This window comes from Lacihabitans soyangensis (genome assembly GCF_024343775.1).
GTDB lineage: Bacteria > Bacteroidota > Bacteroidia > Cytophagales > Spirosomataceae > Leadbetterella > Leadbetterella soyangensis.
This window is the reverse complement of record NZ_RJUF01000003.1, coordinates 65,381-87,068: the sequence shown is the minus strand read 5'-3', so window position 1 is coordinate 87,068 and position 21,688 is coordinate 65,381. Positions and strand designations below refer to the sequence as shown.

The window sequence follows — 21,688 nt, the reverse complement described above, 5'->3', positions numbered from 1 at the left end:
TTGAGAAAACTCTGGTTTTGTGCAGATAGGTAAAAGAGGTCTTAAGCTTACTTAAACACGCCCTTCGGGTCAGCTTTTCTTTTCAAAAGTTCACCCAAAATCTCGTAATTTACCTCTTTGGTATTCAGCTCATAGCCTTTGTGAAAACTCTCCCAGGCATCATCTAATTTGTTTTCGATGATATTCACCAGCGTTAGTTGCATGTAAGCAGGTGTGTATTTTGGCTGAATTTCTAGTGATTTTGAAAGCAAGTCTCTGGCGTTTGCCGATTCTATTAATGAATTCGGATTATTGAGGGCAGTTTTTATATAAACGGTGGCCAAGTCAACCATTAGTACATAATTGGGTTCTTTTGAGGTTTCCAATCCTTTGGTCATCAGCTTGATGGCGTTTGGAAAATTGGCAGATTGAAACTCTATAACCCCGAGCCCCCAGTACACGTCCACATTGTCGGGACTTAAGAGCCAAGAGAGATTGAATCTGTGAATGGCAGTGTTTTTATCTCCTTCGGCTAAATAATCCCAGCCCATTTTTGAAAAAAATTCGCTACCCTCAGCCCTAGACTTGAACTGTTTGTCACAGTCAGATATGAAAAGTTGGTCATCTATTTGTTGAGATTCTGACTTGGAATAACCACCAAAAAGAGGAACAAAGTTAATGTCTAGTCCAACCGGAGCAGTTTTGTTTACAATTACAACTTCTGCAGATTCTTCAATTAATGTTGGAGACTCTAGTTTTTGCTTCGGAGTACTGGCCGCTTGCAGTGTTTTTTTTTCAGCGGATATACCAGTCGTCTTAACTATGGAATTGTTTCCGATGGCTTGAGACTTAAGCACAATTTGCTGGGCATTTACCATCGCACCTAAGCCTGTACAAAGAACAACTATAACTATATTTTTAACCAAAGCCTTATCTTTTATTAAAAGCATATTAGAAACGCTAATTTTCAAAAAATATTTAATTTTTAATAATATTCTTTGAAATTTTCGTGCCAAATTTTTTTAAGGTAGAAAACACTCAAAATTAGCAACTTAAAAACGACTAAAACAAAAAAGCCACCCCAAAAAACGGAGTGGCTTAGGTTATTATCTTTATAGATTAATAGATCTCTTTTCTTTGTCCTTTTATTCTTTCGTCTGTCAAGAACTCGTCGAAAGTCATCATTTTGTCGAGACAGCCTTTTGGTCCAATCTCTATGATTCTGTTGGCCACCGAGTTGGTCAGTTGGTGGTCATGACAAGCGAACAATATGTTACTATCAAAGTCTTCCATGCCTTTGTTCAATGCCTGAATAGACTCCAAGTCCAAGTGGTTGGTGGGTTCGTCAAATATCAATACGTTGGAGTTTGAAAGCATCATTTTAGAGAACATACAACGTTGTTTTTCTCCTCCAGAAAGTACCGAGCTTTTTTTCAAGGCCTCTTCGCCCGAAAACAACATTCTTCCCAAAAACCCTCTAATAAACGATTCGTCTTTTTCTACAGAATATTGTCTCAGCCAATCTACCAATATCATGCTGCTGTCTGAGAAATAGTCTGAGTTGTCGTTAGGAAGGTAGTCATGAGTAATGGTTACGCCCCACTTAAACTCACCTTCGGTGGCTTGTTTTTTACCACTCAAAATATCAAAAAGGGCTGTTACAGCTTGTCCGTCTTTGCTTAAAAACGCTATCTTGTCGTTTTTCCCCACCCAAAAACTCACATCTTTGAAAAGATAAACGCCTTCTTCGTTTTTATAGCTCAAGTTATCTACTTGCAATATTTGGTCACCGACCTCTCTTTCGGGCTTAAATCCGATAAACGGATAACGTCTTGAAGATGGCTGGATGGCCGTAATATCCAATTTGTCGATCATTTTCTGACGAGCAGTAGCTTGTTTAGACTTGGCCACGTTGGCAGAGAAACGACGGATAAAATCCTCCAATTCTTTCTTTTTCTCCTCGGCTTTCTTATTCTGATCAGCCTTTTGGCGGGCTGCTAGCTGGCTGGATTCATACCAGAATGAGTAGTTTCCACCATAAATAGATATTTTTTTGAAGTCCAAGTCAGCCACGTAGGTACATACGTTGTCCAAAAAGTGTCTATCGTGAGATACTACGATAACGGTGTTTTTGAAGTTCATCAAGAAATTCTCCAGCCACAAAATAGACTCAATATCCAAGTTGTTCGTAGGTTCATCTAAAAGCAGCACGTCTGGGTTTCCGAATAAGGCTTGAGCCAACAACACCTTTACTTTTTCGGTTGGGTTGATGTCTTTCATCAGCATATAGTGAAGGTCTTCTGTAACTCCAAGGCCAGAAAGCAAAGATCCAGCGTCAGATTCAGCCTCCCAGCCGTTCATTTCCGCAAATTCTCCTTCTAACTCTGCTGCTCTGTTACCATCTTCCTCGCTAAAATCCGGTTTAAGATATATGGCATCTTTCTCAAGCATTACCTCATATAGCCTTTCGTTTCCTCTCAAAACGGTATCTAAAACCGTATACTCATCGAAGGCGTTTTGGTTTTGATTTAAAACTGACATTCTTTCACCTGGATCCATAGCAACTCTGCCAGAAGTGGGGTCTAACTCACCAGAAAGGATTTTAACGAAGGTGGTTTTTCCAGCACCATTGGCTCCGATTAGACCATAAACGTTGCCAGGAACAAATTTTAAATTTACATCTTCAAACAAAACTCGCTTTCCAAATTGCAGCGAAAGATTAGAAACAGTCAGCATATTTTTTGTATTAATTGGGCGTTTGAAATCAACAAGACCCCAAACCGAACCGCAAATTTACGAAAATAATAAGTACTCTGAAAAATATATGTATTCTTCGTGAAAAAGGGCTATTCTATCTTCTTAAACTGCCTTTTGGAAGAGTGCAAGGTTTATTGTTGAATTAAAAATTTTTAATTCTTTCAGAAAAAGTGCTTTTTTGTAATTCGAAACTTCAAAACACTATGAAAAAATCCCAGTTTGCCTTTTTGAATTTTTCTATTTTATTAGGGATTTTTACCTTGTTCATTTCAGCTAATAGTCTGCACTATAATTCTCCAAAGCAGATTTTGATTTCTAAAAAGCCATTAGATTATAAACAAAAACAAGCACTTTGGGCAGATAGCATCCTTGCTACCATGACTTTGGAGCAAAAAATAGGTCAACTGTTTATGATAGCGGCTTTTTCGAACCGTAACGAAAACGATTACAGAAGAGTGGAGGAGCAAATCAGGAAATATCATATCGGAGGAGTGATTTTTTTTCAGGGAAATCCTTTGAAACAGGCCGAGCTGACCAACAGGTATCAAAGTGCGTCTACAATTCCTCTGCTAATCGGTATTGACGGAGAATGGGGACTTGGGATGCGGCTGGACGACGCTTTTTCTTTTCCTAAGGCCATTACGTTGGGGGCCACGGGCGATGCAAATTTGATAGAAAAAATGGGCTTTGAAATTGGCAAACAATGCAAGAGGCTAGGTGTACACATCAATTTTGCTCCAGATGCGGATATCAACTCAAACCCCAAAAATCCGGTCATTAACTTTCGATCTTTTGGCGAATCTGTTTCAAATGTCACCAATCTTTCGCTGGCATACGCACGCGGTATGCGAAAAGCCAATGTAATGGGCAGTGCAAAGCATTTTCCAGGCCATGGCGACACGGGCGAAGACTCACATTATGCATTACCGGTGTTGAACCACACGGTTAAACATATAAATGAGGTAGAAACTATGCCATTCAGGGCGTTGATTGAAGACAGCATAGCCAGTGTTATGATTGGCCACTTGCATGTGCCACTTCTTGATAACTCCCTCAATACTCCAGCTAGTGTTTCTGAAAAAATCATTAAAGAGTATCTCCAGAGAGACATGAATTTCAAGGGTCTTGTGGTTACCGATGCTCTGAATATGAGAGGATTGCTCAAATATTTTCCCACCGGTGCTGCCGAGGTAAAGGCTTTTCAGGCGGGTAATGATTTGCTTCTTCAAACCGGAAATTTGGACGTGGCCTATGGGGCCTTACATCAAAAATTTCTGGATAGTACCTTGTCAGTAAGTGATTTAGACCATAAAGTAAGGAAAATCCTTATGTCTAAATACTGGGCTGGTTTGAATAAATATAAACCGATAGATTTTAGAAATCTTTTACCAGACCTTAACAATCAAAACTCGAAGGATCTGACGCAGAAAATTTTTGACAAAGCTGCCACCGTGGTTAAGGATGACGATGGCTTAGTGCCATTAGCAAATTCACAAAATGTAAGCTACGCTTCACTTTCCATTGCAGGTAAGGCCGATAATGTTTTTCAGAAAACAATGTCGTATTATTCCAACATCACTAATTATAATATTCCGTTTAAGCCTTCAAAGTCAGCAGACTGGACTTGGGTAGTAGAGCAAGCCGCTCAAAAAGACCTAGTAATTGTGGGCATACACGAAATGCACAACCTAGACAGTAGAAATTTTGGCGTGGTGCCTGAAACCATTAAAATTATTAGAGAACTTCAAAAGCAAACCAAAGTAGTAGTGTGTGTTTTTGGTAATCCTTATAGTTTAAAACTGTTTGATGAGTTCGAAACGGTCATTTGTGGCTTTGAGGACGAACCAGAAGCCCACATTGCAGTGGCAAATATTATTTTTGGAGTAAATGGTTCGAGCGGTAAAATTCCGGTAAATACCTTAGCTTTAGACGGAAAAGTAAATTTTGGAATTAAAACAAAACACTTGGGAAGAGTTGGCTTAGGTATAGCTTCAGATGTGGGCATGAATCAATCAAAGTTAGCTCAAATACGTTTTATAGCAAACAATGCCATCGAAAACCAAGAGTTTCCGGGATGTCAGGTATTAGTGGCCAGAAAAGGAAAGGTGGTTTTCTTTGAGTCATTTGGCAACCAAAGATATGGTGCTAACGAACCTGTTGATGGCCAAACCATATACGACCTTGCCTCGCTGACGAAAGTTACTGCCACGCTTCAGGCCATTATGATGCTGTATGACCAGAAAAAGTTAGATATCAATCAGAAAGCATCTTTCTATCTGCCAGAACTCCAGAATTCTAACAAAAAAGACATAACGATTAAGGATTTACTCTTGCATCAGGCTGGATTAAAGGCATTTGTGCCTTTTTATGACAATACCAAGGAAAACCACGGTGAACGCAATCCCAAGTTTTTTGCAAAAGAGAACCTCGGCAATTCATATTTAAAAGTGGCCGATAGCCTGTATGTAAAACCCATGATCAAAGACTCGGTGTTTAGCTGGATTGTAAAAAGTAGCCTTGTTTCTTCACCTAGTGCACCAAAATATCTATACTCAGACCTTGGCCTGATACTTTTGCAGCGAGTAGTGGAAAAGATTAGTGGACAAGCACTGGATGCTTTTGTGGATTCTAAAATATATTCACCATTGGGCATGTACAATACAGGATTTAACATCGCCAACAGGAAACCCAACCAATACATTGCTCCAACAGAGGTAACCAACGATTACAGAAGAACAACCATTAAAGGCACAGTTCATGATCCTAACGCCGCATTACTAGGTGGAGTGGCAGGTCATGCCGGTTTATTTAGCAATTCATGGGACTTGGTAAGGCTTCTTCAAATGAATCTCAACAAGGGCCAGTATGACGATATTAGGTTCTTTTCACCTCAAACGATTGATTTTTTTAGCAAAAAACAGTCTGCAATTAGTCACAGAGGACTTGGTTGGAATAAACCAAGCCCAGACGACGGAAGTGTATCGCAGTATGCTTCTCCAAGTACCTACGGACATACAGGTTTTACTGGAACAGCTGCTTGGGTAGATCCTGAGAAAGAATTGATTTACATATTTTTGTCGAATAGAGTGTATCCTTCTGCGGAAAATAACAAAATATTAAAAAACAAAACCCGTAAGAGAATCCATGACGTGGTTTATGAATCCATGATAGAATAGGGTTTAGCAAAAAAAATGAAGCGTGGCAGTGCTACGCTTCATTACTAGTAACCCAAAAAGTAAAAATTAACGTCTAAGTGCTTAAATTAAGACACTCTCAGTTTAGTCTTCATTCTGATTGTAGTACTTACGTTTTTACCAGATGCTGTCAGAAAACGTCTATAATGTCTTCTGAAATCTGCCGCTTTTCTACGAGAGATATTAATAACTTCTTTGTCCATAAATAATTCACCGCCACGGCAATTGAACAAAAGATCCTTAACAAAATCGAAGTTTACAATGTAAGATCTGTGAGGTCTAACAAAATTTGATACCCCTTTCAATTCTTCTTCGAATATTCCAAGTGTTTTTGAACTAATAACATCCTTGCCGCTTCTGAGCTTAAAAATGGTGTAGTTCTTGGCACTTTTTAAATACACAATATCATTAAGGTCTATCAAGTTTTTTTTGCCTGCAACACGCATTTGCATATCGGTTTCGGTGGATAGAACACCTACAGACGGCAACCTCATTGGAGTACTCATCATCATCGGTTTTGAATAAAGTAGTTTCATCTTGTATATTATTTATTTAGGAAAGCTTTGTTTTGAATACAGATGCAATATTGTCTCCAAATTTATCCAATCATAATGTGATTCGATAAATGGCAGAGATTTTAGGATAAGTGACGGAGAAATATTTAAAATAATTATCAAAGGGTGTTATTTGTCGATTTCGCCTCTTTCGATAATTATTTAAGGGACTAATGGCACAAAAAAAAGTGGCAGAATTTACCACTTAATAAATTTTTTATACAAACACTTGACAAAAACTCTTACAAGCCATAGAAAGATTTTAATGCTGCCCAAAGCAGGCGTTTCTCGTCTTTTTGATTGGCCTGAATGGTTTTTAAGTCATCTACTAACAAGTACTTTAAGGATAGTTTTTCTTGACTTTGATATGGAAACAGCAAAAGGTCGTTACCAAGTTTGCTCATGGCTACTCCAAAGCTGATTATTTCTTTTGCAGAGGTATAATCACTTAATTTTAATGATTCAGCGGAAGAAATGTCTAATATTATAGCACTTTCCAGATTCTGTTTGACCGATTGCAATATTTTGGACAAAAGCTCTTTTTCGGAATCGGAAATATTATTTACCACCAAAACGAGCTTCTCAGTAGATCGTGCAACCACCACTGGTGCGGTTTTGATCTGTTCAACAACTACTGGTGGTGGCAAGGTTGCAGGCTTTGCGACAGGTTCGGGTTGCTGAACTATATCCTGCGACACCGAACCTGTCGTTTTTATGTTGAAGATAGTTTCTCCAGCAAAAACATAACCTGCTAAATATTTATTCATAAACCAGATGCTCGCGTAAGGGTGGCCGTACGATCAGGGCCTGTAGAAACATAAGTAACAGGTACGCCAACTTCTTTTTCTATGTAGGCCGTATAAGCTTTTAGCTCTTCTGGCATTTTGTCAAAATCCGTAATATTTTCCAATGAGCAGTTCCAGCCTTTGAAGGTCTTGTAAATTGGTTTTACTTCAACATCACAAATGTCAAATGGAAGCTCCTCGGTGGTGCTACCGTCTGGTAGTTCATAGTGCGTACAGATACTGATTTCGTCAAAAATATTCAACACGTCTACTTTCATCATAACCAACTGCGTAACGCCGTTGAGCATAATTGAATACTTCAGAGCAGGTAAATCCATCCACCCACATCTACGAGGGCGACCCGTAGTGCTTCCGAACTCTTTACCTTCTTTACGCATTTTTTCGCCAGTTTCTTCCAATAGTTCAGTTGGAAATGGTCCCGAACCTACTCTGGTGCAGTAAGCTTTGAAGATACCATATACTTCGTTTATTTTCGAAGGGGCTACACCCAAACCTGAGCAAACACCTGCTGCTGTAGTGCTTGAGCTAGTTACAAATGGGTAAGAGCCGAAGTCGATATCAAGTAATGAACCCTGAGCTCCTTCGGCCAAAACTTTTGTGCCTTTTTCGGACAATTGGCTGTTTATAAGATATTCACCATCAACCAAGTTGAAAGTTTTGATAAATTCAAGTGCTGCAAAAAACTCTTTTTCGGCTTCTTCCAAGCTATATTCATACTTATAAAAGTCTAATATCTGCTTATGGCTGTTTACGAGTTTTTGGTATTTTTCTTTGAAATTTACAGAAAGAATATCTCCAAGTCTTAAACCCTGACGCGAAACCTTGTCTGAATATGTTGGTCCTATTCCTTTCAAAGTTGAGCCAATCTTTGCACTTCCTTTTGCCTGCTCGTAGGCGGCATCAAGTAGTCGGTGCGTAGGTATGATGATGGCCGTTTTCTTCGAAATGAAGAGGTTTTTCTTGAAATCAATGTTGTAAGAAGCCAAGCCATCAATTTCCTTTTTGAAAATGATGGGATCCAACACCACTCCATTGCCAATAATATTTATGCAATCATCACGAAATATTCCCGAAGGAATTTGGTGTAAAACGTGCTTTTTACCATCAAACTCAAGCGTATGGCCAGCATTTGGACCACCTTGAAAACGTGCAACCACTTTATAATCAGGAGCCAAAACGTCTACAATCTTCCCTTTGCCCTCGTCGCCCCATTGAAGTCCTAATAAAATGTCAACCATTAATTTACGTTATATTTTAATATTAATTCTTTACTCGATTTTCGCATTCGGCGTTTTTGCAGTTTCCATAAAATATAAGTGAATGATGCATCACTTCGAAATTTAGGAAATCGCCCACCATATTTTGAATATTTTGAACTCTTGGATCACAGAATTCTTTCACTTTGTTACAGTCCATACATATCAGGTGATCGTGCTGCTTAAACCCATAAGATTTTTCATATTGGGCCAGGTTTTTACCAAACTGGTGCTTGGTTACGAGGTCGCATTCTACCAGAAGATCAAGGGTATTGTACACCGTGGCTCTACTTACTTGGTACTTTTTGTTTTTCATCGAGATATACAAGTCCTCCACATCGAAGTGGTCGCCTCTGTTGTATATTTCTTCAAGGATAGCATACCTTTCGGGGGTTTTTCTCAACTGTTTATTTTCAAGGTAAGCGGTAAAAATCTGCTTAGCCGCTTGAAAATTTTTGTTATTGTCTAATACCATAGCGTTTGTGAGCCAAATTGCTTCTTAGGTAATTTTAAAATGCAAAATTAAGGGATTTAATGGTAGAAAAAATAAAATTGTTAAAAGTTAGCATAAAGGCCAACCTTACCCGATGGCGTGAAACCTACTTTGAGGTCAAGTTTGTCTGATTTCTGTTTGTTTTTTTGATTTTCGTTGTACAAATCCACCGACTTGGCCTTGAATTCGTTGGCGTATTCTATCATGCATATGCCTACCGCGAAAACCGCAATTCCGCCTAAAAGTTGTTCTATCGGTCGGACATAATAAGTGTACAGTTTACCATCGACTTCTGCTTGCATTTTTGTGCCTTTTATGGCGTCATAGCCTAAATATATTCCTCCTAGAACCAATGGTGGCCCTACGGGCAGAAAGTATTTCGATTTTTTGTAAAGTTTTATAGACTTCTGGGCATTGGCTTGTTCAAACAACGCCAATGTGTTTTTTGATGAAGATTTTACGCCGAGGTGTAGAATTCTGGTGTCAATAAATCCTCTTTGATGTGTTAAACTTGCAACAAAAGTTGAGTCTTGGCTATAGGTATTAAGACTTATAATTAGTGTAAAAATGAAAATGGATGTTTTTAATATTTTTGATTTATTCATGGCCTATTTATTCGGTTTGTCCTCTTGATACATTACTTACACCATCTATTTCCTCCAATTTTGACATCAGAATATCCAAATGCTTGGTATCAAAGACATAAACTTTAATTTTTCCCTCAAATATTCCATCGAATGTTTCTACGGACAAACCCCTCATGTTTATGTGGAGTTCGCCCGAAATCACTTTTGAAATATCCTGAATCATACCCACCCTGTCGATGCCGCTCAAGTCTATCGAAACCAAATAAGACTTTTCAATTTGACTCGCCCAACGGGCTTTTATCACCCTATTGCCATAGTTCGAAAGCAATTGTTGGGCATTTGGACAGAGATTTCGGTGGATTTTTATACCCTCGTTTATAGTCAAAAATCCAAACACGTCATCACCTGGAATTGGATTGCAACACCTGGAAAGAGTAAAGTCTATGTGCTGCATGTCGTCACCGATGAGCAGGGTGTCATTGCCTTTGGTTTGTTTTATTTCTTTTTCAAAACTCTTGGCATCTTTGAAGGCCTTTTCGTCGATTACAATTTTTTTCTGACGATTAACAAGGGCCTCTCTTTCGTGTTTGAACTTCTTGATCTCATCAGGTAGAATGTAACCTTTCCCAAAGAAATAAAAGAGTTCATTGTAGTCTTTCTTGTTAAAAAACGCCCTCAGTTGGTTAAAAGTCTCAAGGTTATTTTCTAAGCCAAGGTTTTTTAGTTTCTTAATTATTATTTCTTTACCCTCGGTTATATAGCCCTTGTTTGATTCTTTGAGGGTATCTTTTATTCTTGCTTTGGCTTTTGAGGTTACTACAAACCTGAGCCAGTCTTCGGATGGTTTTTGGTTTTTGGTGGTCAAAATCTCCACTTGGTCGCCATTTTGCAAGACATGACTAATCGGCACCAAATGGCTATTTACCTTTCCTGCTGTACATTTCCTACCGATTTCGGTATGTACGTCAAACGCAAAGTCTAAAACTGTTGCTCCTTTTCTCAGTACTTTGAGGTCACCTTTTGGCGTAAAAACAAATATTTCCTCATTGAAAAGATTACCTCTAAAATCTTCTAAAAACTCAATGGCCGAGCTGTCTTTTGAAGCAAGCGTATCTCGTACTTGGTTCAGCCAATTATCCAGAGGTTTATCAAGCGAAGTATCCGCTCCCTTATATTTCCAGTGTGCGGCATATCCCTTTTCGGCGATTTCATCCATTCTTTCGGTACGAATTTGCACCTCAACCCACACACCCGCATTGCTCATAACGGTGGTGTGTAGAGACTCATACCCGTTGGCTCGTGGAGTTGAAATCCAATCTTTCAATCGATCAGGGTTGGGCCTATACTCATCTGTAACTATGGAGTACGCCTGCCAACAGGCTGCTTTTTCCTTTTCTTTTTCTTGTGGAGGAATACCTCGAAGTATTATACGTATCGCAAAAAGGTCGTAGATGTTCTCGAAGGTTACATTTTGTGCATTCAGTTTTTTCCAAATAGAATAAATGTGCTTCGGCCTACCTTTTATGTAGAAATCAAGCTTGGCTTCTTTGAGTCGTTTTGATATAGGCCTCATAAAACCGTCGATTAATTTCTTTCTTGCGGTTTTGGAGGTATTCAGCCTTGACGAAATGTCTTTATAAACTTCAGGCTCGGTATATTTTAGATAAAGATCTTCAAGTTCTGACTTGATTTGGTATAGTCCCAATCTGTGTGCGAGCGGTGCGTAAATATATATGGTCTCGTGAGCAATCTTGAGCTGAGAGTTGCGAGCCATGCTACCCAGTGTACGCATGTTATGTAGTCTGTCTGCAAGTTTAATCAAAATTACTCTTACATCTTGCGAAAGGGTCAAGAGCATTTTTCTAAAATTCTCGGCTTGAGCAGATTGTGTCTGCTCGAAGTTCTCTGCGATTTTGGTCAGCCCATCTATAATTTGTGCCACTTTAGGGCCAAAGTCCTTTTCTATTTCGGCTAAAGTTATGGCAGTGTCTTCAACCACATCATGAAGGAGTGCACATATAATAGAGGTGGGACCGAGGCCTATTTCTTCCACACAGATATAGGCTACTTCTAGTGGATGATAGATGTACGGTTCGCCAGATTTACGTCGCATTTCTTTGTGGGCCTCCATAGAAATGTCCAGAGCTTTCCTTATCAATTTGGTGTCACCTTCTTTGATATGCTCCTTGGCCCCACGCAAAATTTTCTTATACCACTTGGTTATTTCCTTTTTTTCGGCCTCAGTGTAGTATTCATGTGGCGATTCAACGGGTAATATGTTTTCTTTGCTCAATCCCATCAATTATTTTCCTCCTTCTTAAATAGACGTAATTTCTGCTAATGTATGCAAAAACTAATATTTTCTAAAACAAAATCGCGTTTAGGTTTGCTTAAAAAGAAATTTCATTAAAATTCTCAAAAAACATTTGGGGTTTTTTTGATTAATAAAAAAATAAATCTAACTTTGCACCCCGAATAATCGAAAGACGTATTCATTTGCGGGCGTGGCGGAACTGGTAGACGTGCTAGACTTAGGATCTAGTGCCGCAAGGCGTGGGGGTTCGATTCCCTCCGCCCGTACTTCTAACCCTTCAATCCTCAAGTATGGTTGAAGGGTTTTTAAATTTTATAGAGTTCGAACAAAAATTCAAGTAAATGCAAACAAAATTTGACAAAGTTTCTTCTACATTGGCTAACCTGACAGTAGAAGTTGGCGAGGAAGATTACAAAGGCTTAGTAGATAAAAAACTTAAAGAATACGCAAAAACGGCTCAAGTTAAAGGATTCAGACCGGGACATGTGCCTCTTCAATATATTAAGAGTATTTACGGTAAGGGAGTTTTGGTTGACGAGGTTATCAAAGTGGCCAGTGATGCTGTGAATTCAACTATTCAAGAAAATAAACTTAACGTAGTTGGTGAACCAACTCCCAAAGAAGACGCATATAAAATTGACTGGGCAGCTCAGAAAGAGTTCGTTTTTGAGTATGAAATTGGTTTTGCTTCTGATTTTGTTGTGGATTTAGAAAAACTTCCGACCCTGACGCAATATGAGATTCAGCCTTCTGAAAAACAGATAAACGAGACCATTGAAGATCTTAAAAACAGATTTGGAGTAGAAACAGAGCCAGAAGAAGCAGAGATAGGTGACATAATTTTTGGAAAACTTAGCCAAGAGTCAACTGATTTTATGTTTCAGTCGGGAATTCCAACCGATAAAGTAAAACCAGAAACGCAAAAACTATTTGTGGGTCTTGAAAAAGGTAGTTCTTTAAAATTGGACATACAGACTATTTTTGAGACGGACAAAGAATTAGGTTTTGCTACTGGTAAATCTGACGAAGACGCAGCTGCGTTACAAGGAGAATTCGAATTTGTGGTTGAAAAAATCACAAGAATGAAACCTTCTGAATTAACGCAAGAGCTTTTTGATAAAGTTTTAGGGCCAGGAAAAGCCACTAGCGAAGAGGAGTTTTTGAACCAACTTACCGAAATTATCAAAGGAAATTACAGCAGAGAATCTGACTTTTTGTTAGATTTTGATGTAGATAAAATGCTTTTGGACAGCACACCAATCGAGCTTCCGACTGAGTTTTTAAAGAAATGGTTGGTTGAGATAAACCAAGGAAAAGCTACAGTAGAAGACGTAGAAAAGGAATACGATTCCATAGCGAGAGGTTTAAAATTGGATTTGATCAGAACTGAGATAGCCAAACAAAACGACCTGAAAATTCAGTATGATGACGTTTTGGAAGAAGTGAAAAACGAAATCAGAGGATATTTTGGACAGCAGGGTGGTTTTGAAGGCATGGAGGAATTCATTGACAGCATGGCCAAGAAACAATTGGGCGAGAAAAACAATGAAGCCACCAAGAAGCATTACGAGAAAGCATTTGGTAGAAAAGTCTTGAGTTTTGTTAAGGAAAAGGTGAAGAAAGAAACCAAGACGGTGATGGTAGAAGAATTTAACGAGATAGCCTCGGAGAAATACAAAGTATAATTTTCTTGAAATATTAGGAATAAAAATCGGGTACTGGGTTCGCTCAAACCCGATTTTTTCGTTTTGGGGTATTGAACTTTTAGATAATTTAGATAGTTTTAAGATAAACAAATTTAATAAAATGCATTTAGGAGAAGAATTTAGAAAATATGCAGTGCATCACCAAGGAATGAGTGGTCTGATGATAGACGACTACATGAAGCACAATGTAACCAACATGACTCCCAACATTATCGAAGAAAGACCGATGCGTTTTGCAGCCATTGATGTATTCTCTCGTTTGATTATGGACAGAATCATATTCTTGGGAACTGGTGTTGACGACCAAATCGCCAATATCGTTGTTGCTCAGTTGTTGTTTTTAGAGTCGGTAGATGCCAAAAAAGACATTTTAATGTACATCAATAGTCCGGGTGGATCAGTTTATGCTGGTCTTGGAATGTACGATACCATGCAATATGTAAGACCTGAAGTAGCTACCATTTGTACTTCATTAGCGGCCTCTATGGGAGCGGTGTTGTTAGCAGGTGGTGCAGCTGGCAAGCGTACGGCATTGCCTCATGCCCGTGTGATGATTCACCAACCAAGCGGTGGAGCTCAAGGACAGTCACGCGACATGGAAATAACCGTGAAACAAATCATTGAGTTGAGAAAAGAACTTTATGAAATTCTTGCGAAACACTCAGGTAAAACATTTGAAGAAATAGAAGCTGACTCTGACAGAGACTACTGGATGAAAGCAGAGGAGGCCAAAGCCTACGGTTTGATTGACGAGGTTTTGTACAGAAATTGATTTAAGATCAAATAAGTTATTCGCCAATAGCTCTTCAGAAATGGAGAGCTTTTTCTTTTTTAAAGGATTTTATTGTAAGTTTATGATAGCTAGTTTTTTAGGTTTTAAATTTCATTTGAAAAATGCCAAAAGAATTTTCAACGTTTGAATTTGCTGGTATAGTCTTTATGGCCAATTTACTTCGTTATCTGTTTTTAGCTGGGGTGGCCTTCTTGATATTTTATGTCGTTTTTAAAAAGCAATTTAGCTTATCTAAAATCCAGCAGAGATTTCCGAAAAACAAAGATTATTTGAGAGAAATTGCTTATTCGGTGTTAACATTTTTGATTTTTACCTTGGTGGGAGTTGGACTTTATAATCCAGTGGTTAGGCCATATACACATACTTACTACGAGGCCTCGCAGTATGGGTATTTTTATCTCTTTATTTCATTTTTTTTACTTCTTTTGATGCACGATACCTACTTTTATTGGGTACACAGACTTATGCATCACCCCAGAGTTTTCAAGTTTTTTCACCACGTCCACCACCAATCTACCAACCCGTCGCCATGGGCATCGTTTGCTTTTCAGCCCACCGAGGCCATTGTGGAGGCTGGAATTTTTGTGATTTTTGCTTTTACTATTCCCGTTCATTTTTATGTTTTAGTGGCATTTTTACTTTTTATGACGGCTTACAATGTTTACGGACACTTAGGTTGGGAGCTTTATCCGAGTGGATTTGAAAAAACCATTTTGGGTAAATGGATGAATACCTCAGTCAGCCATAATCTTCATCATCAATATTTTAAAGGAAATTACGGCTTGTATTTTATGTTTTGGGATAGATGGATGGGTACTGTTTCTACGAATTACGACTCTAAATTTCAATCATTACCAAGGCCTTAGGGTTATTTTTGCAAAATTATTTAGAAACTCTGGCTTCTTACGTTGCATATTGTGTATAAGATTGGTTTCACCACCAAAAACCATTATTTTTGTAAAAATATTAAGAAATGGCATCAAATAAAGAACCCAACTGCTCTTTTTGTGGGAGAAAGAAAAATGAAGTAGAGCTGCTACTTTCGGGTACAGATGGGCATATATGTAACCTTTGCATTGAGCAAGGTTATGAACTGATTCAGCAAGAACTTTATGGTGTAGGGCCAAAGTCCAAAAAGAAGAAAAAAGGAGACATTCCTAAATTCGACATAAAACCACCTATCGAACTAAAAAAATACCTCGATAAGTTTATTATTGGTCAAGACGAAGCCAAGAAGGTGTTGTCTGTTGCTGTCTATAATCACTACAAGAGACTTTCGCAGCCTAAAGGCGACGAGGACGTAAACATAGAAAAGTCGAACATCATTATGGTGGGCGAGACGGGTACAGGTAAAACTTACTTGGCAAGAACTATTGCCAGAATGCTCCAAGTACCATTTGCCATTGCCGATGCTACTGTTCTTACTGAAGCCGGTTATGTAGGTGAAGACGTAGAGAGTATACTGAGCAGATTGCTTCAGGCGGCAGATTACAATGCGGAACTAGCCGAAAGGGGCATAGTTTACATAGATGAAATAGACAAAATTGCTAGAAAATCTGATAATCCATCTATCACAAGAGATGTTAGCGGCGAAGGTGTACAGCAAGGATTATTGAAGCTTCTGGAGGGTTCAATAGTAGGTGTGCCACCACAAGGAGGAAGAAAACACCCAGACCAACAGCTGGTACAGGTTAATACAGAGAATATACTGTTTATATGTGGCGGTGCTTTTGATGGTATAGCTCGTCATATTGGTAAAAGAATTAACAAAGCACCGATTGGCTTCAAAGTAGATGCCAAAGGACTTGACTTCAACAACGAAGATAGTCTTTTGAAGTTTGTAACACAGCAAGACCTGAAGTCGTTTGGTTTGATTCCAGAGTTAATCGGCCGTTTGCCACTTTTGACTTATCTGAATCCGTTGGATAAAGAAACTCTTCGCAAGATTCTTACCGAACCACAGAATGCTCTGATTAAACAATACAAAAAACTGTTTGATATGGAAGGAATAAAGCTTGAATTTAACGACGAGTCTTTGGACTACATAGTAGACCAAGCCATTGTGTTTAATCTTGGAGCAAGAGGTTTGCGTTCTATTTGTGAAGCTATTTTGACAGACGCCATGTTTGAGTTGCCATCTGACAAGAGTATAAAATCTTTTGTGGTTACCAAAGATTACGCTCAGCGGAAGTTCGAGCACTCTACCTTTTATGAGGTGAAATTGGTGGCATAAAGATTTGAAAATATTTATCTAACCCTCGTCATTTAATGTCGGGGGTTTTTTGTTTTATGCGAATAAGCTTCTTGGAATTTTAAAAGTAATCTCTAAATTGCACCATTTTAAATTAAAACCTCTATTAATATGTCACAAAAACTAACTAGCAGTTTAGCAAGCGGATACGAAGTAAAAATTGGTGATTACATATCCCGCGGTTACGAGATTTTCAAGGCCAATATGGGAGCATACATAGGCTATACGGTCTTGTATTTTCTGATAACCACTGTTGTAAATATGATTCCCTTTTTGAATATTATAAGTTCCTTGGTAATTTCTCCGTGTTTGGTATTTGGTTTTTATTTGGTTTCGAAACAAATTTCACAAGAAAATACACTTCCTACATTCAATACTTTTTTTGGAGGATTTAATTATGCAGGAAAGATAATCGTTATTTCTCTAATTACGATGTTGGTTTTTGTGGTTTGCATGATGCCCTTTTTGATTTCGGTGGGCGTAAGTATTTTTGCTTTGAGAGACAGTGATTCGAGCGAAATAATTAGTGCTATACTTGCGGGACCACTTCCAATTTTGGGAGTTGGATTGTTGGTAATGGTATATTTTGCCGTTAGCTGGTGTTTTGCATCTTTAATTGCCGTTTTTCATAACAAAGAATCGTGGGCGGCTATGGAAATCAGCAGGAAATTGGTGGGTAAAAATTGGTTTATGATGCTGTTATTTTTAATAGTTGTTGGGGTAGTTACTGCCGCTGGATTTTTGCTTTTGGGTATCGGAATTATTTTTACATTACCACTGGGTATTTGTAGTTTATACGCTGCCTTTGAAGATATTTGTGGATTACCAGAGGATGGGAAAGTTTCTGACGAGATTAGCCAAATAGGCGAGGGGATTTAAATCAGCCATCTGAGTGTTTATAACAAAAAAGCCTTTGAAAGTAAATCAAAGGCTTTTTTGTGTTTATTGACCTCTCTTATGCGTACACATTTAGGGCGGACACTACATCTTTTACGCCACACATCATCATGTTAGACAAATGATTTTCAACATTACTTTCGAAGCCTTTTAGAGTAGTTAAGTCACAACCCCATATTTCTTGATTTCTGAGAACCAAAGACACTACTTCATGAGCTGAATTGTGTTCCCACACCGATTTGAAGTACGGAGCAGAGTCGCAGTTAATTTGATATTCTTCACCTTCATGTTCGCCATAATATTTGCCATTTTCTTCTTTTGTTACTTTCATAAATAACAGGTAAGCAGCAAAACACCTCGCAAAGTATTGCGGAACAGAATCAAAAGTTTCGTAGTAATTTAGCAATAAAGGAATTGCACGGGCTTTCATTTTTAAGGTGTACTGAAGCGTAATGCTCAGCCATTGGTGTTCGAGGTATGGATTTCTGAATCTATCCATTACCTCTCTTCCATAACGGTGAGTAGTTTTTTGGTCAAGATTTAGTGGAATAGCTGGTCCCAATTCTGTCAACATCAATATGGTGATATACTTTTCCATCATTTCGTCGCACAGGGCTTCTTTCACAAGTCTGAAACCAGACAGGTAGGCCATTCCACACAACAAAGTGTGAGGAGCATTTAGCAAACGAAGTTTTAATTCGCGGTACTTCTCAATATTTTTAGCGATTTTTACCCCATTGTCAGCTTCCGCAAAACCAAGTAAATCTTCAATACCTTCACCCTCAATAGCCCACAATCTGTACACTTCGGCTTTGATTATCAGGGTGTCCTCATAGCCAATTTTATCAAAAAGTTTATTCGTTTCTTCCTCATTTGGTTTGCCAGGCACTATTCTATCTACCAACGAACTGCAGAATTTCACCTTTTGGTTTAGCCAAACTAAAAACGAATCGCCTAAGTTGTTTGCTGCAACGTGTTTATAAACGATTTCTTTCAAAATGCCTCCGTTGTTAACAATCAATTCAGTCGGAATTACCAACGTTTCCGCTTGATTGGTCATAAACCTTTTATGTAGCCAAGCTGTCAGTTTTCCTGGGAAGGATTCTGGGCAACTTTCCAATATGTTTTCCTCTACATATTGCAGACCCGCTTCGGTGGTATTGGATACAACCAATTGTATATCAGCATTTTCCGCTGTTTTTAATATTTCTTCCCAATGGGTTTTGGTACTCAATGTTCGGCTGATACAATCTACCACAATATCTTCCTCTACTGTTTGGCCGTTTTCTAAACCCCTTACCGAAATGGTATAAAGGTTATCTTGGTTAGTGAATTCAGAAACATCTGGACCAGTAGTCTTAACCATTACCACACTGCCATCATAAACCCCTGCTTTGTTGCCTTTGTCAATGAAGTAGTCTATCAAACCTCGGAGGAGCACTCCGGTACCAAATTGGAGGACTTTTTCGGGATATTTTGTGGTAATATTTTTAGTGGTTCTGTTAAGCATTGAATGTTTATTTTAAACCTCAAAAATATCAAATTTTTGCCTTAATTTTTAGTAAAATCCAACTATTATTCGGTGATAAATTGACAACAAATGCCCTTGGGTGGTCATATTTGTACCATTGTGTTGGTGGCACATCAAAATAGTACTATTTTCTCATGGAACCGAACAATAAAAAATAAAACAATTTGCAATTGTTATGCAAGCATACTATTTTTGTTTTAAATCTTAAATAATTATGGATTACAAAGTAGCAACAATGGCCGACATGATGGCTAACGGTCAAGAACCAGAAATACTCTTTTGGGTAGGATGTGCAGGTTCGTTTGACGATAGGTATAAGAAGGTGACCCGTGCATTTGTAAAAATCTTGAATCATTTGGACATAAAATTTGCTGTTTTGGGTACTGAGGAGGCCTGTACAGGAGATCCGGCTCGACGAGCAGGCAATGAGTTTACTTTTCAGATGCTCGCTCAACAGAACATTCAAGTTCTGAACGGATATGGGGTGAAAAAAATAGTAACTGCCTGTCCGCATTGTTTTAATACCCTCAAAAACGAATATCCAGAATTGGGAGGAACTTACGATGTTATCCACCATTCAACTTATTTGCAGGAGCTTATAAATTCTGGAAAACTTAAGGTAGAAGGTGGGTCATTCAAAGGCCAGAAAATTACTTACCACGATTCTTGCTACCTAGGTCGTGCCAACGACATTTATGAAGCCCCACGTGAATTAATAAAAGCTTTGGATGCGGAGTTGGTAGAGATGAAAAAATGCAAAACCAACGGCCTTTGCTGTGGAGCAGGCGGTGGACAGATGTTTAAAGAACCAGAAAAAGGCACAAAAGACGTAAATATTGAAAGAATTGAAGATGCCTTGTCCACAGGTTCAAAAGCCATAGCCGTAGCTTGTCCGTTTTGCATGGTGATGATGTCTGATGGCGTGAAAAATAAAGAGAAGGAACACGAGGTAAAGGTTTATGACTTGGCCGAGCTTTTGGCGGAAAGTTTGTAAGCTACGGTCAGATCGCAGGTCGGACCTGATTTAGGCTTGTGTGAAAACCCTGTGCTAAATTATTTCGAAGCACAAATAAATGTCTGTCTAGTTTGTGTATCAATATTCAAAAGTTTTGAGTCTACCGTTAAATTCTAAAAATCCTTTCTTTGTTATTTGAGGATGTCTAAACAATTTTGGAAAATTGTTTTACACAAATCAAAAATCACGTACTTTCATATTCTAAATAATTCAACCTTATAAAGAATATGAAAAATCTTACATCCCGTAGAGAATTCCTTCAAAAAGCCGGCTTAGCTTCCCTTGGAATGGCTGCCTTTCCTAGTTTTGCAAAGAGAATTGCGGCTAGCGACAAAGTGCGAGTAGCACATATTGGCCTTGGTGGCATGGGCAATAGCCACTTGAATTGGTTCGCAGCTTTAGCCGAGGTTGACGTGGTGGGTATTTGTGATTTAGACTCCGACCATCTCAACAGCACTGCCAAAAAATACTCTGAAAAATATCCAGACCGAAAACTTGAGCTTTTTGATGATTTTCGAAGGGTTTTGGATAGAAAAGATATAGATGCCATTACGGTGGCTACGCCTGACCATTGGCACGCCCAATTGGCCATTTTGGCTTTCGAGGCTGGCAAAGATGTTTACGGTGAAAAGCCACTTTCGTACAGCGTAAAAGAAGGCCAAATGATGTTGACGGCACAAAAAAAGCATAATAAAATATTTCAGCTCGGTACACAGATACACGCAGGAGACAATTATCACCGGGTACAGGAAATCATAAAGTCGGGTGTTTTGGGAAAAATAAAGACGGTTAGACTTTGGAAAACAGGCCTTCCGCCGGTTCTAGGTCCTTCAAATTATCAAAAACCACCAGCCAATCTCAACTATGACATGTGGCTCGGGCCGGCTCCTTATCACGAATATTCAGCTGAGAGAGTGCATTTTACTTATCGCTACTTTTTGGATTATTCGGGTGGAGTTTTTCAGGATTTTTGGTGTCATATTGCAGATATTGTTTGGATGTCTCTAAATCCTCAAAACCTCCGAAAGGTTACTGCCAAGGGCGAAAAGCCAGATGGAGTAGGAGATGCACCTAAGACTATTGAAATAGAATACGAATTTGATGATTTGAAAATTTTCTGGACATCTACACCGCCAAATGTTCCTGGAGCCGCTACCAGAGGCATTGGGGCGTATTTTGAGGGAGAAAAAGGAACGTTAATATGTGATTATGGTAGCAAAGAAATTACAATCAATGGCATTACTATGCTCGATGTTCCGGATGTTCCTATTTCTATAATCCGTTCTCCGGGGCATCAGCAAAACTTCATAGATTCCGTAAAGAGCAGAAAGCAACCAGAAAGTAATCTCGAATACGCCAGAAAAATGACCCTGCCGATGCATTTGGGCTTGATTTCGTATAGGTTGGGTAAATCACTGAAATGGAATCCTGAAACTGAGCGATTTATCAAAAACAAAAAAGCAAATAAATTGCTGTGGAGGCCATACAGAAACGAATGGAACCTCATAAATGCTTGATAAACCTGGAATAATTTAATTTTTTTATATATAAACTG

Annotated in this window: 17 protein-coding genes and 1 tRNA gene; 9 read left to right on the top strand and 9 right to left on the bottom strand. The window is 38.7% G+C overall.

Annotated elements, in window-relative coordinates; genetic code table 11:
• Nucleotides 1–47 precede the first annotated feature (47 nt).
• Nucleotides 48–929, bottom strand: coding sequence for a tetratricopeptide repeat protein (locus EGI31_RS02400; RefSeq protein WP_255035536.1), 882 nt, complete (start codon nt 927–929; stop codon nt 48–50).
• Between the two features lie 169 nt (nt 930–1,098).
• A complete protein-coding gene (locus EGI31_RS02395; RefSeq protein ID WP_255035535.1) occupies nt 1,099–2,715 on the bottom strand; it encodes an ABC-F family ATP-binding cassette domain-containing protein in 1,617 nt (538 codons plus the stop codon).
• A gap of 224 nt (nt 2,716–2,939) precedes the next feature.
• On the opposite strand from EGI31_RS02395, the gene EGI31_RS02390 reads away from it, so the two are divergent.
• Nucleotides 2,940–5,912 (top strand): serine hydrolase domain-containing protein, encoded by a 2,973-nt coding sequence (locus EGI31_RS02390; protein WP_255035534.1) that lies wholly within the window; start codon nt 2,940–2,942, stop codon nt 5,910–5,912.
• Nucleotides 5,913–5,998: 86 nt separating this feature from the next.
• Here the strand turns inward: EGI31_RS02390 and EGI31_RS02385 are convergent, their stop codons facing one another.
• The 6 genes from EGI31_RS02385 to EGI31_RS02360 all read right to left on the bottom strand — a co-directional run bounded on the left by EGI31_RS02385 (nt 5,999) and on the right by EGI31_RS02360 (nt 11,919).
• Nucleotides 5,999–6,466, bottom strand: coding sequence for a LytR/AlgR family response regulator transcription factor (locus EGI31_RS02385; protein WP_255035533.1), 468 nt, complete (start codon nt 6,464–6,466; stop codon nt 5,999–6,001).
• A gap of 260 nt (nt 6,467–6,726) precedes the next feature.
• Complete coding sequence (locus tag EGI31_RS02380) at nt 6,727–7,251, bottom strand: hypothetical protein (protein WP_255035532.1); 525 nt, start codon at nt 7,249–7,251, stop codon at nt 6,727–6,729.
• Nucleotides 7,248–8,528, bottom strand: coding sequence for an adenylosuccinate synthase (locus EGI31_RS02375; RefSeq protein ID WP_255035531.1), 1,281 nt, complete (start codon nt 8,526–8,528; stop codon nt 7,248–7,250). The genes EGI31_RS02380 and EGI31_RS02375 overlap by 4 nt, the downstream gene beginning before the upstream one ends.
• A gap of 22 nt (nt 8,529–8,550) precedes the next feature.
• Complete coding sequence (locus EGI31_RS02370) at nt 8,551–9,021, bottom strand: Fur family transcriptional regulator (protein ID WP_255035530.1); 471 nt, start codon at nt 9,019–9,021, stop codon at nt 8,551–8,553.
• An 80-nt stretch (nt 9,022–9,101) separates the two neighbouring features.
• A complete protein-coding gene (locus EGI31_RS02365) occupies nt 9,102–9,644 on the bottom strand; it encodes a hypothetical protein (protein WP_255035529.1) in 543 nt (180 codons plus the stop codon).
• Nucleotides 9,645–9,651: 7 nt separating this feature from the next.
• Nucleotides 9,652–11,919: a RelA/SpoT family protein gene (locus EGI31_RS02360; protein WP_255035528.1), complete on the bottom strand. Its 2,268-nt coding sequence runs from the start codon at nt 11,917–11,919 to the stop codon at nt 9,652–9,654.
• A 205-nt stretch (nt 11,920–12,124) separates the two neighbouring features.
• On the opposite strand from EGI31_RS02360, the gene EGI31_RS02355 reads away from it, so the two are divergent.
• The 6 genes from EGI31_RS02355 to EGI31_RS02330 all read left to right on the top strand — a co-directional run bounded on the left by EGI31_RS02355 (nt 12,125) and on the right by EGI31_RS02330 (nt 17,569).
• Nucleotides 12,125–12,206, top strand: a tRNA-Leu gene (locus EGI31_RS02355).
• A gap of 75 nt (nt 12,207–12,281) precedes the next feature.
• Nucleotides 12,282–13,625 (top strand): trigger factor, encoded by a 1,344-nt coding sequence (locus EGI31_RS02350; RefSeq protein WP_255035527.1) that lies wholly within the window; start codon nt 12,282–12,284, stop codon nt 13,623–13,625.
• A gap of 121 nt (nt 13,626–13,746) precedes the next feature.
• Nucleotides 13,747–14,418: a ClpP family protease gene (locus EGI31_RS02345; protein WP_255035526.1), complete on the top strand. Its 672-nt coding sequence runs from the start codon at nt 13,747–13,749 to the stop codon at nt 14,416–14,418.
• A 122-nt stretch (nt 14,419–14,540) separates the two neighbouring features.
• A complete protein-coding gene (locus EGI31_RS02340) occupies nt 14,541–15,305 on the top strand; it encodes a sterol desaturase family protein (RefSeq protein ID WP_255035525.1) in 765 nt (254 codons plus the stop codon).
• A gap of 107 nt (nt 15,306–15,412) precedes the next feature.
• A complete protein-coding gene (gene clpX, locus EGI31_RS02335) occupies nt 15,413–16,672 on the top strand; it encodes an ATP-dependent Clp protease ATP-binding subunit ClpX (protein ID WP_255035524.1) in 1,260 nt (419 codons plus the stop codon).
• Nucleotides 16,673–16,801: 129 nt separating this feature from the next.
• Nucleotides 16,802–17,569 (top strand): DUF2189 domain-containing protein, encoded by a 768-nt coding sequence (locus EGI31_RS02330; RefSeq protein WP_255035523.1) that lies wholly within the window; start codon nt 16,802–16,804, stop codon nt 17,567–17,569.
• Between the two features lie 76 nt (nt 17,570–17,645).
• Here EGI31_RS02330 and EGI31_RS02325 read toward each other — a convergent pair whose 3' ends face one another.
• Nucleotides 17,646–19,097, bottom strand: a complete 1,452-nt coding sequence (locus tag EGI31_RS02325; RefSeq protein ID WP_255035522.1) for a tagaturonate reductase — start codon at nt 19,095–19,097, stop codon at nt 17,646–17,648.
• Nucleotides 19,098–19,332: 235 nt separating this feature from the next.
• Between EGI31_RS02325 and EGI31_RS02320 the strand changes: the two genes are divergently transcribed.
• Together EGI31_RS02320 and EGI31_RS02315 are read left to right on the top strand one after the other, a co-directional pair.
• On the top strand, nt 19,333–20,112 hold the full coding sequence (locus EGI31_RS02320) for a (Fe-S)-binding protein (RefSeq protein WP_255035521.1): 780 nt from the start codon (nt 19,333–19,335) through the stop codon (nt 20,110–20,112).
• 248 nt (nt 20,113–20,360) lie between these two features.
• Nucleotides 20,361–21,650: a Gfo/Idh/MocA family protein gene (locus tag EGI31_RS02315; protein WP_255035520.1), complete on the top strand. Its 1,290-nt coding sequence runs from the start codon at nt 20,361–20,363 to the stop codon at nt 21,648–21,650.
• The last annotated feature ends 38 nt before the right edge of the window (nt 21,651–21,688 follow it).

Bases quoted from the DNA above. Each gene is read 5' to 3' on its own strand.
- EGI31_RS02390 (WP_255035534.1), top strand. From the start codon at position 2,940: ATGAAAAAATCCCAGTTTGCCTTTTTGAATTTTTCTATTTTATTAGGG.
- EGI31_RS02380 (WP_255035532.1), bottom strand. From the start codon at position 7,251: ATGAATAAATATTTAGCAGGTTATGTTTTTGCTGGAGAAACTATCTTC.
- EGI31_RS02325 (WP_255035522.1), bottom strand. From the start codon at position 19,097: ATGCTTAACAGAACCACTAAAAATATTACCACAAAATATCCCGAAAAA.
- clpX (WP_255035524.1), top strand. From the start codon at position 15,413: ATGGCATCAAATAAAGAACCCAACTGCTCTTTTTGTGGGAGAAAGAAA.
- EGI31_RS02330 (WP_255035523.1), top strand. From the start codon at position 16,802: ATGTCACAAAAACTAACTAGCAGTTTAGCAAGCGGATACGAAGTAAAA.
- EGI31_RS02365 (WP_255035529.1), bottom strand. From the start codon at position 9,644: ATGAATAAATCAAAAATATTAAAAACATCCATTTTCATTTTTACACTA.
- EGI31_RS02345 (WP_255035526.1), top strand. From the start codon at position 13,747: ATGCATTTAGGAGAAGAATTTAGAAAATATGCAGTGCATCACCAAGGA.
- EGI31_RS02395 (WP_255035535.1), bottom strand. From the start codon at position 2,715: ATGCTGACTGTTTCTAATCTTTCGCTGCAATTTGGAAAGCGAGTTTTG.
- EGI31_RS02375 (WP_255035531.1), bottom strand. From the start codon at position 8,528: ATGGTTGACATTTTATTAGGACTTCAATGGGGCGACGAGGGCAAAGGG.
- EGI31_RS02370 (WP_255035530.1), bottom strand. From the start codon at position 9,021: ATGGTATTAGACAATAACAAAAATTTTCAAGCGGCTAAGCAGATTTTT.
- EGI31_RS02400 (WP_255035536.1), bottom strand. From the start codon at position 929: ATGCTTTTAATAAAAGATAAGGCTTTGGTTAAAAATATAGTTATAGTT.
- EGI31_RS02385 (WP_255035533.1), bottom strand. From the start codon at position 6,466: ATGAAACTACTTTATTCAAAACCGATGATGATGAGTACTCCAATGAGG.
- EGI31_RS02350 (WP_255035527.1), top strand. From the start codon at position 12,282: ATGCAAACAAAATTTGACAAAGTTTCTTCTACATTGGCTAACCTGACA.
- EGI31_RS02315 (WP_255035520.1), top strand. From the start codon at position 20,361: ATGAAAAATCTTACATCCCGTAGAGAATTCCTTCAAAAAGCCGGCTTA.
- EGI31_RS02320 (WP_255035521.1), top strand. From the start codon at position 19,333: ATGGATTACAAAGTAGCAACAATGGCCGACATGATGGCTAACGGTCAA.
- EGI31_RS02340 (WP_255035525.1), top strand. From the start codon at position 14,541: ATGCCAAAAGAATTTTCAACGTTTGAATTTGCTGGTATAGTCTTTATG.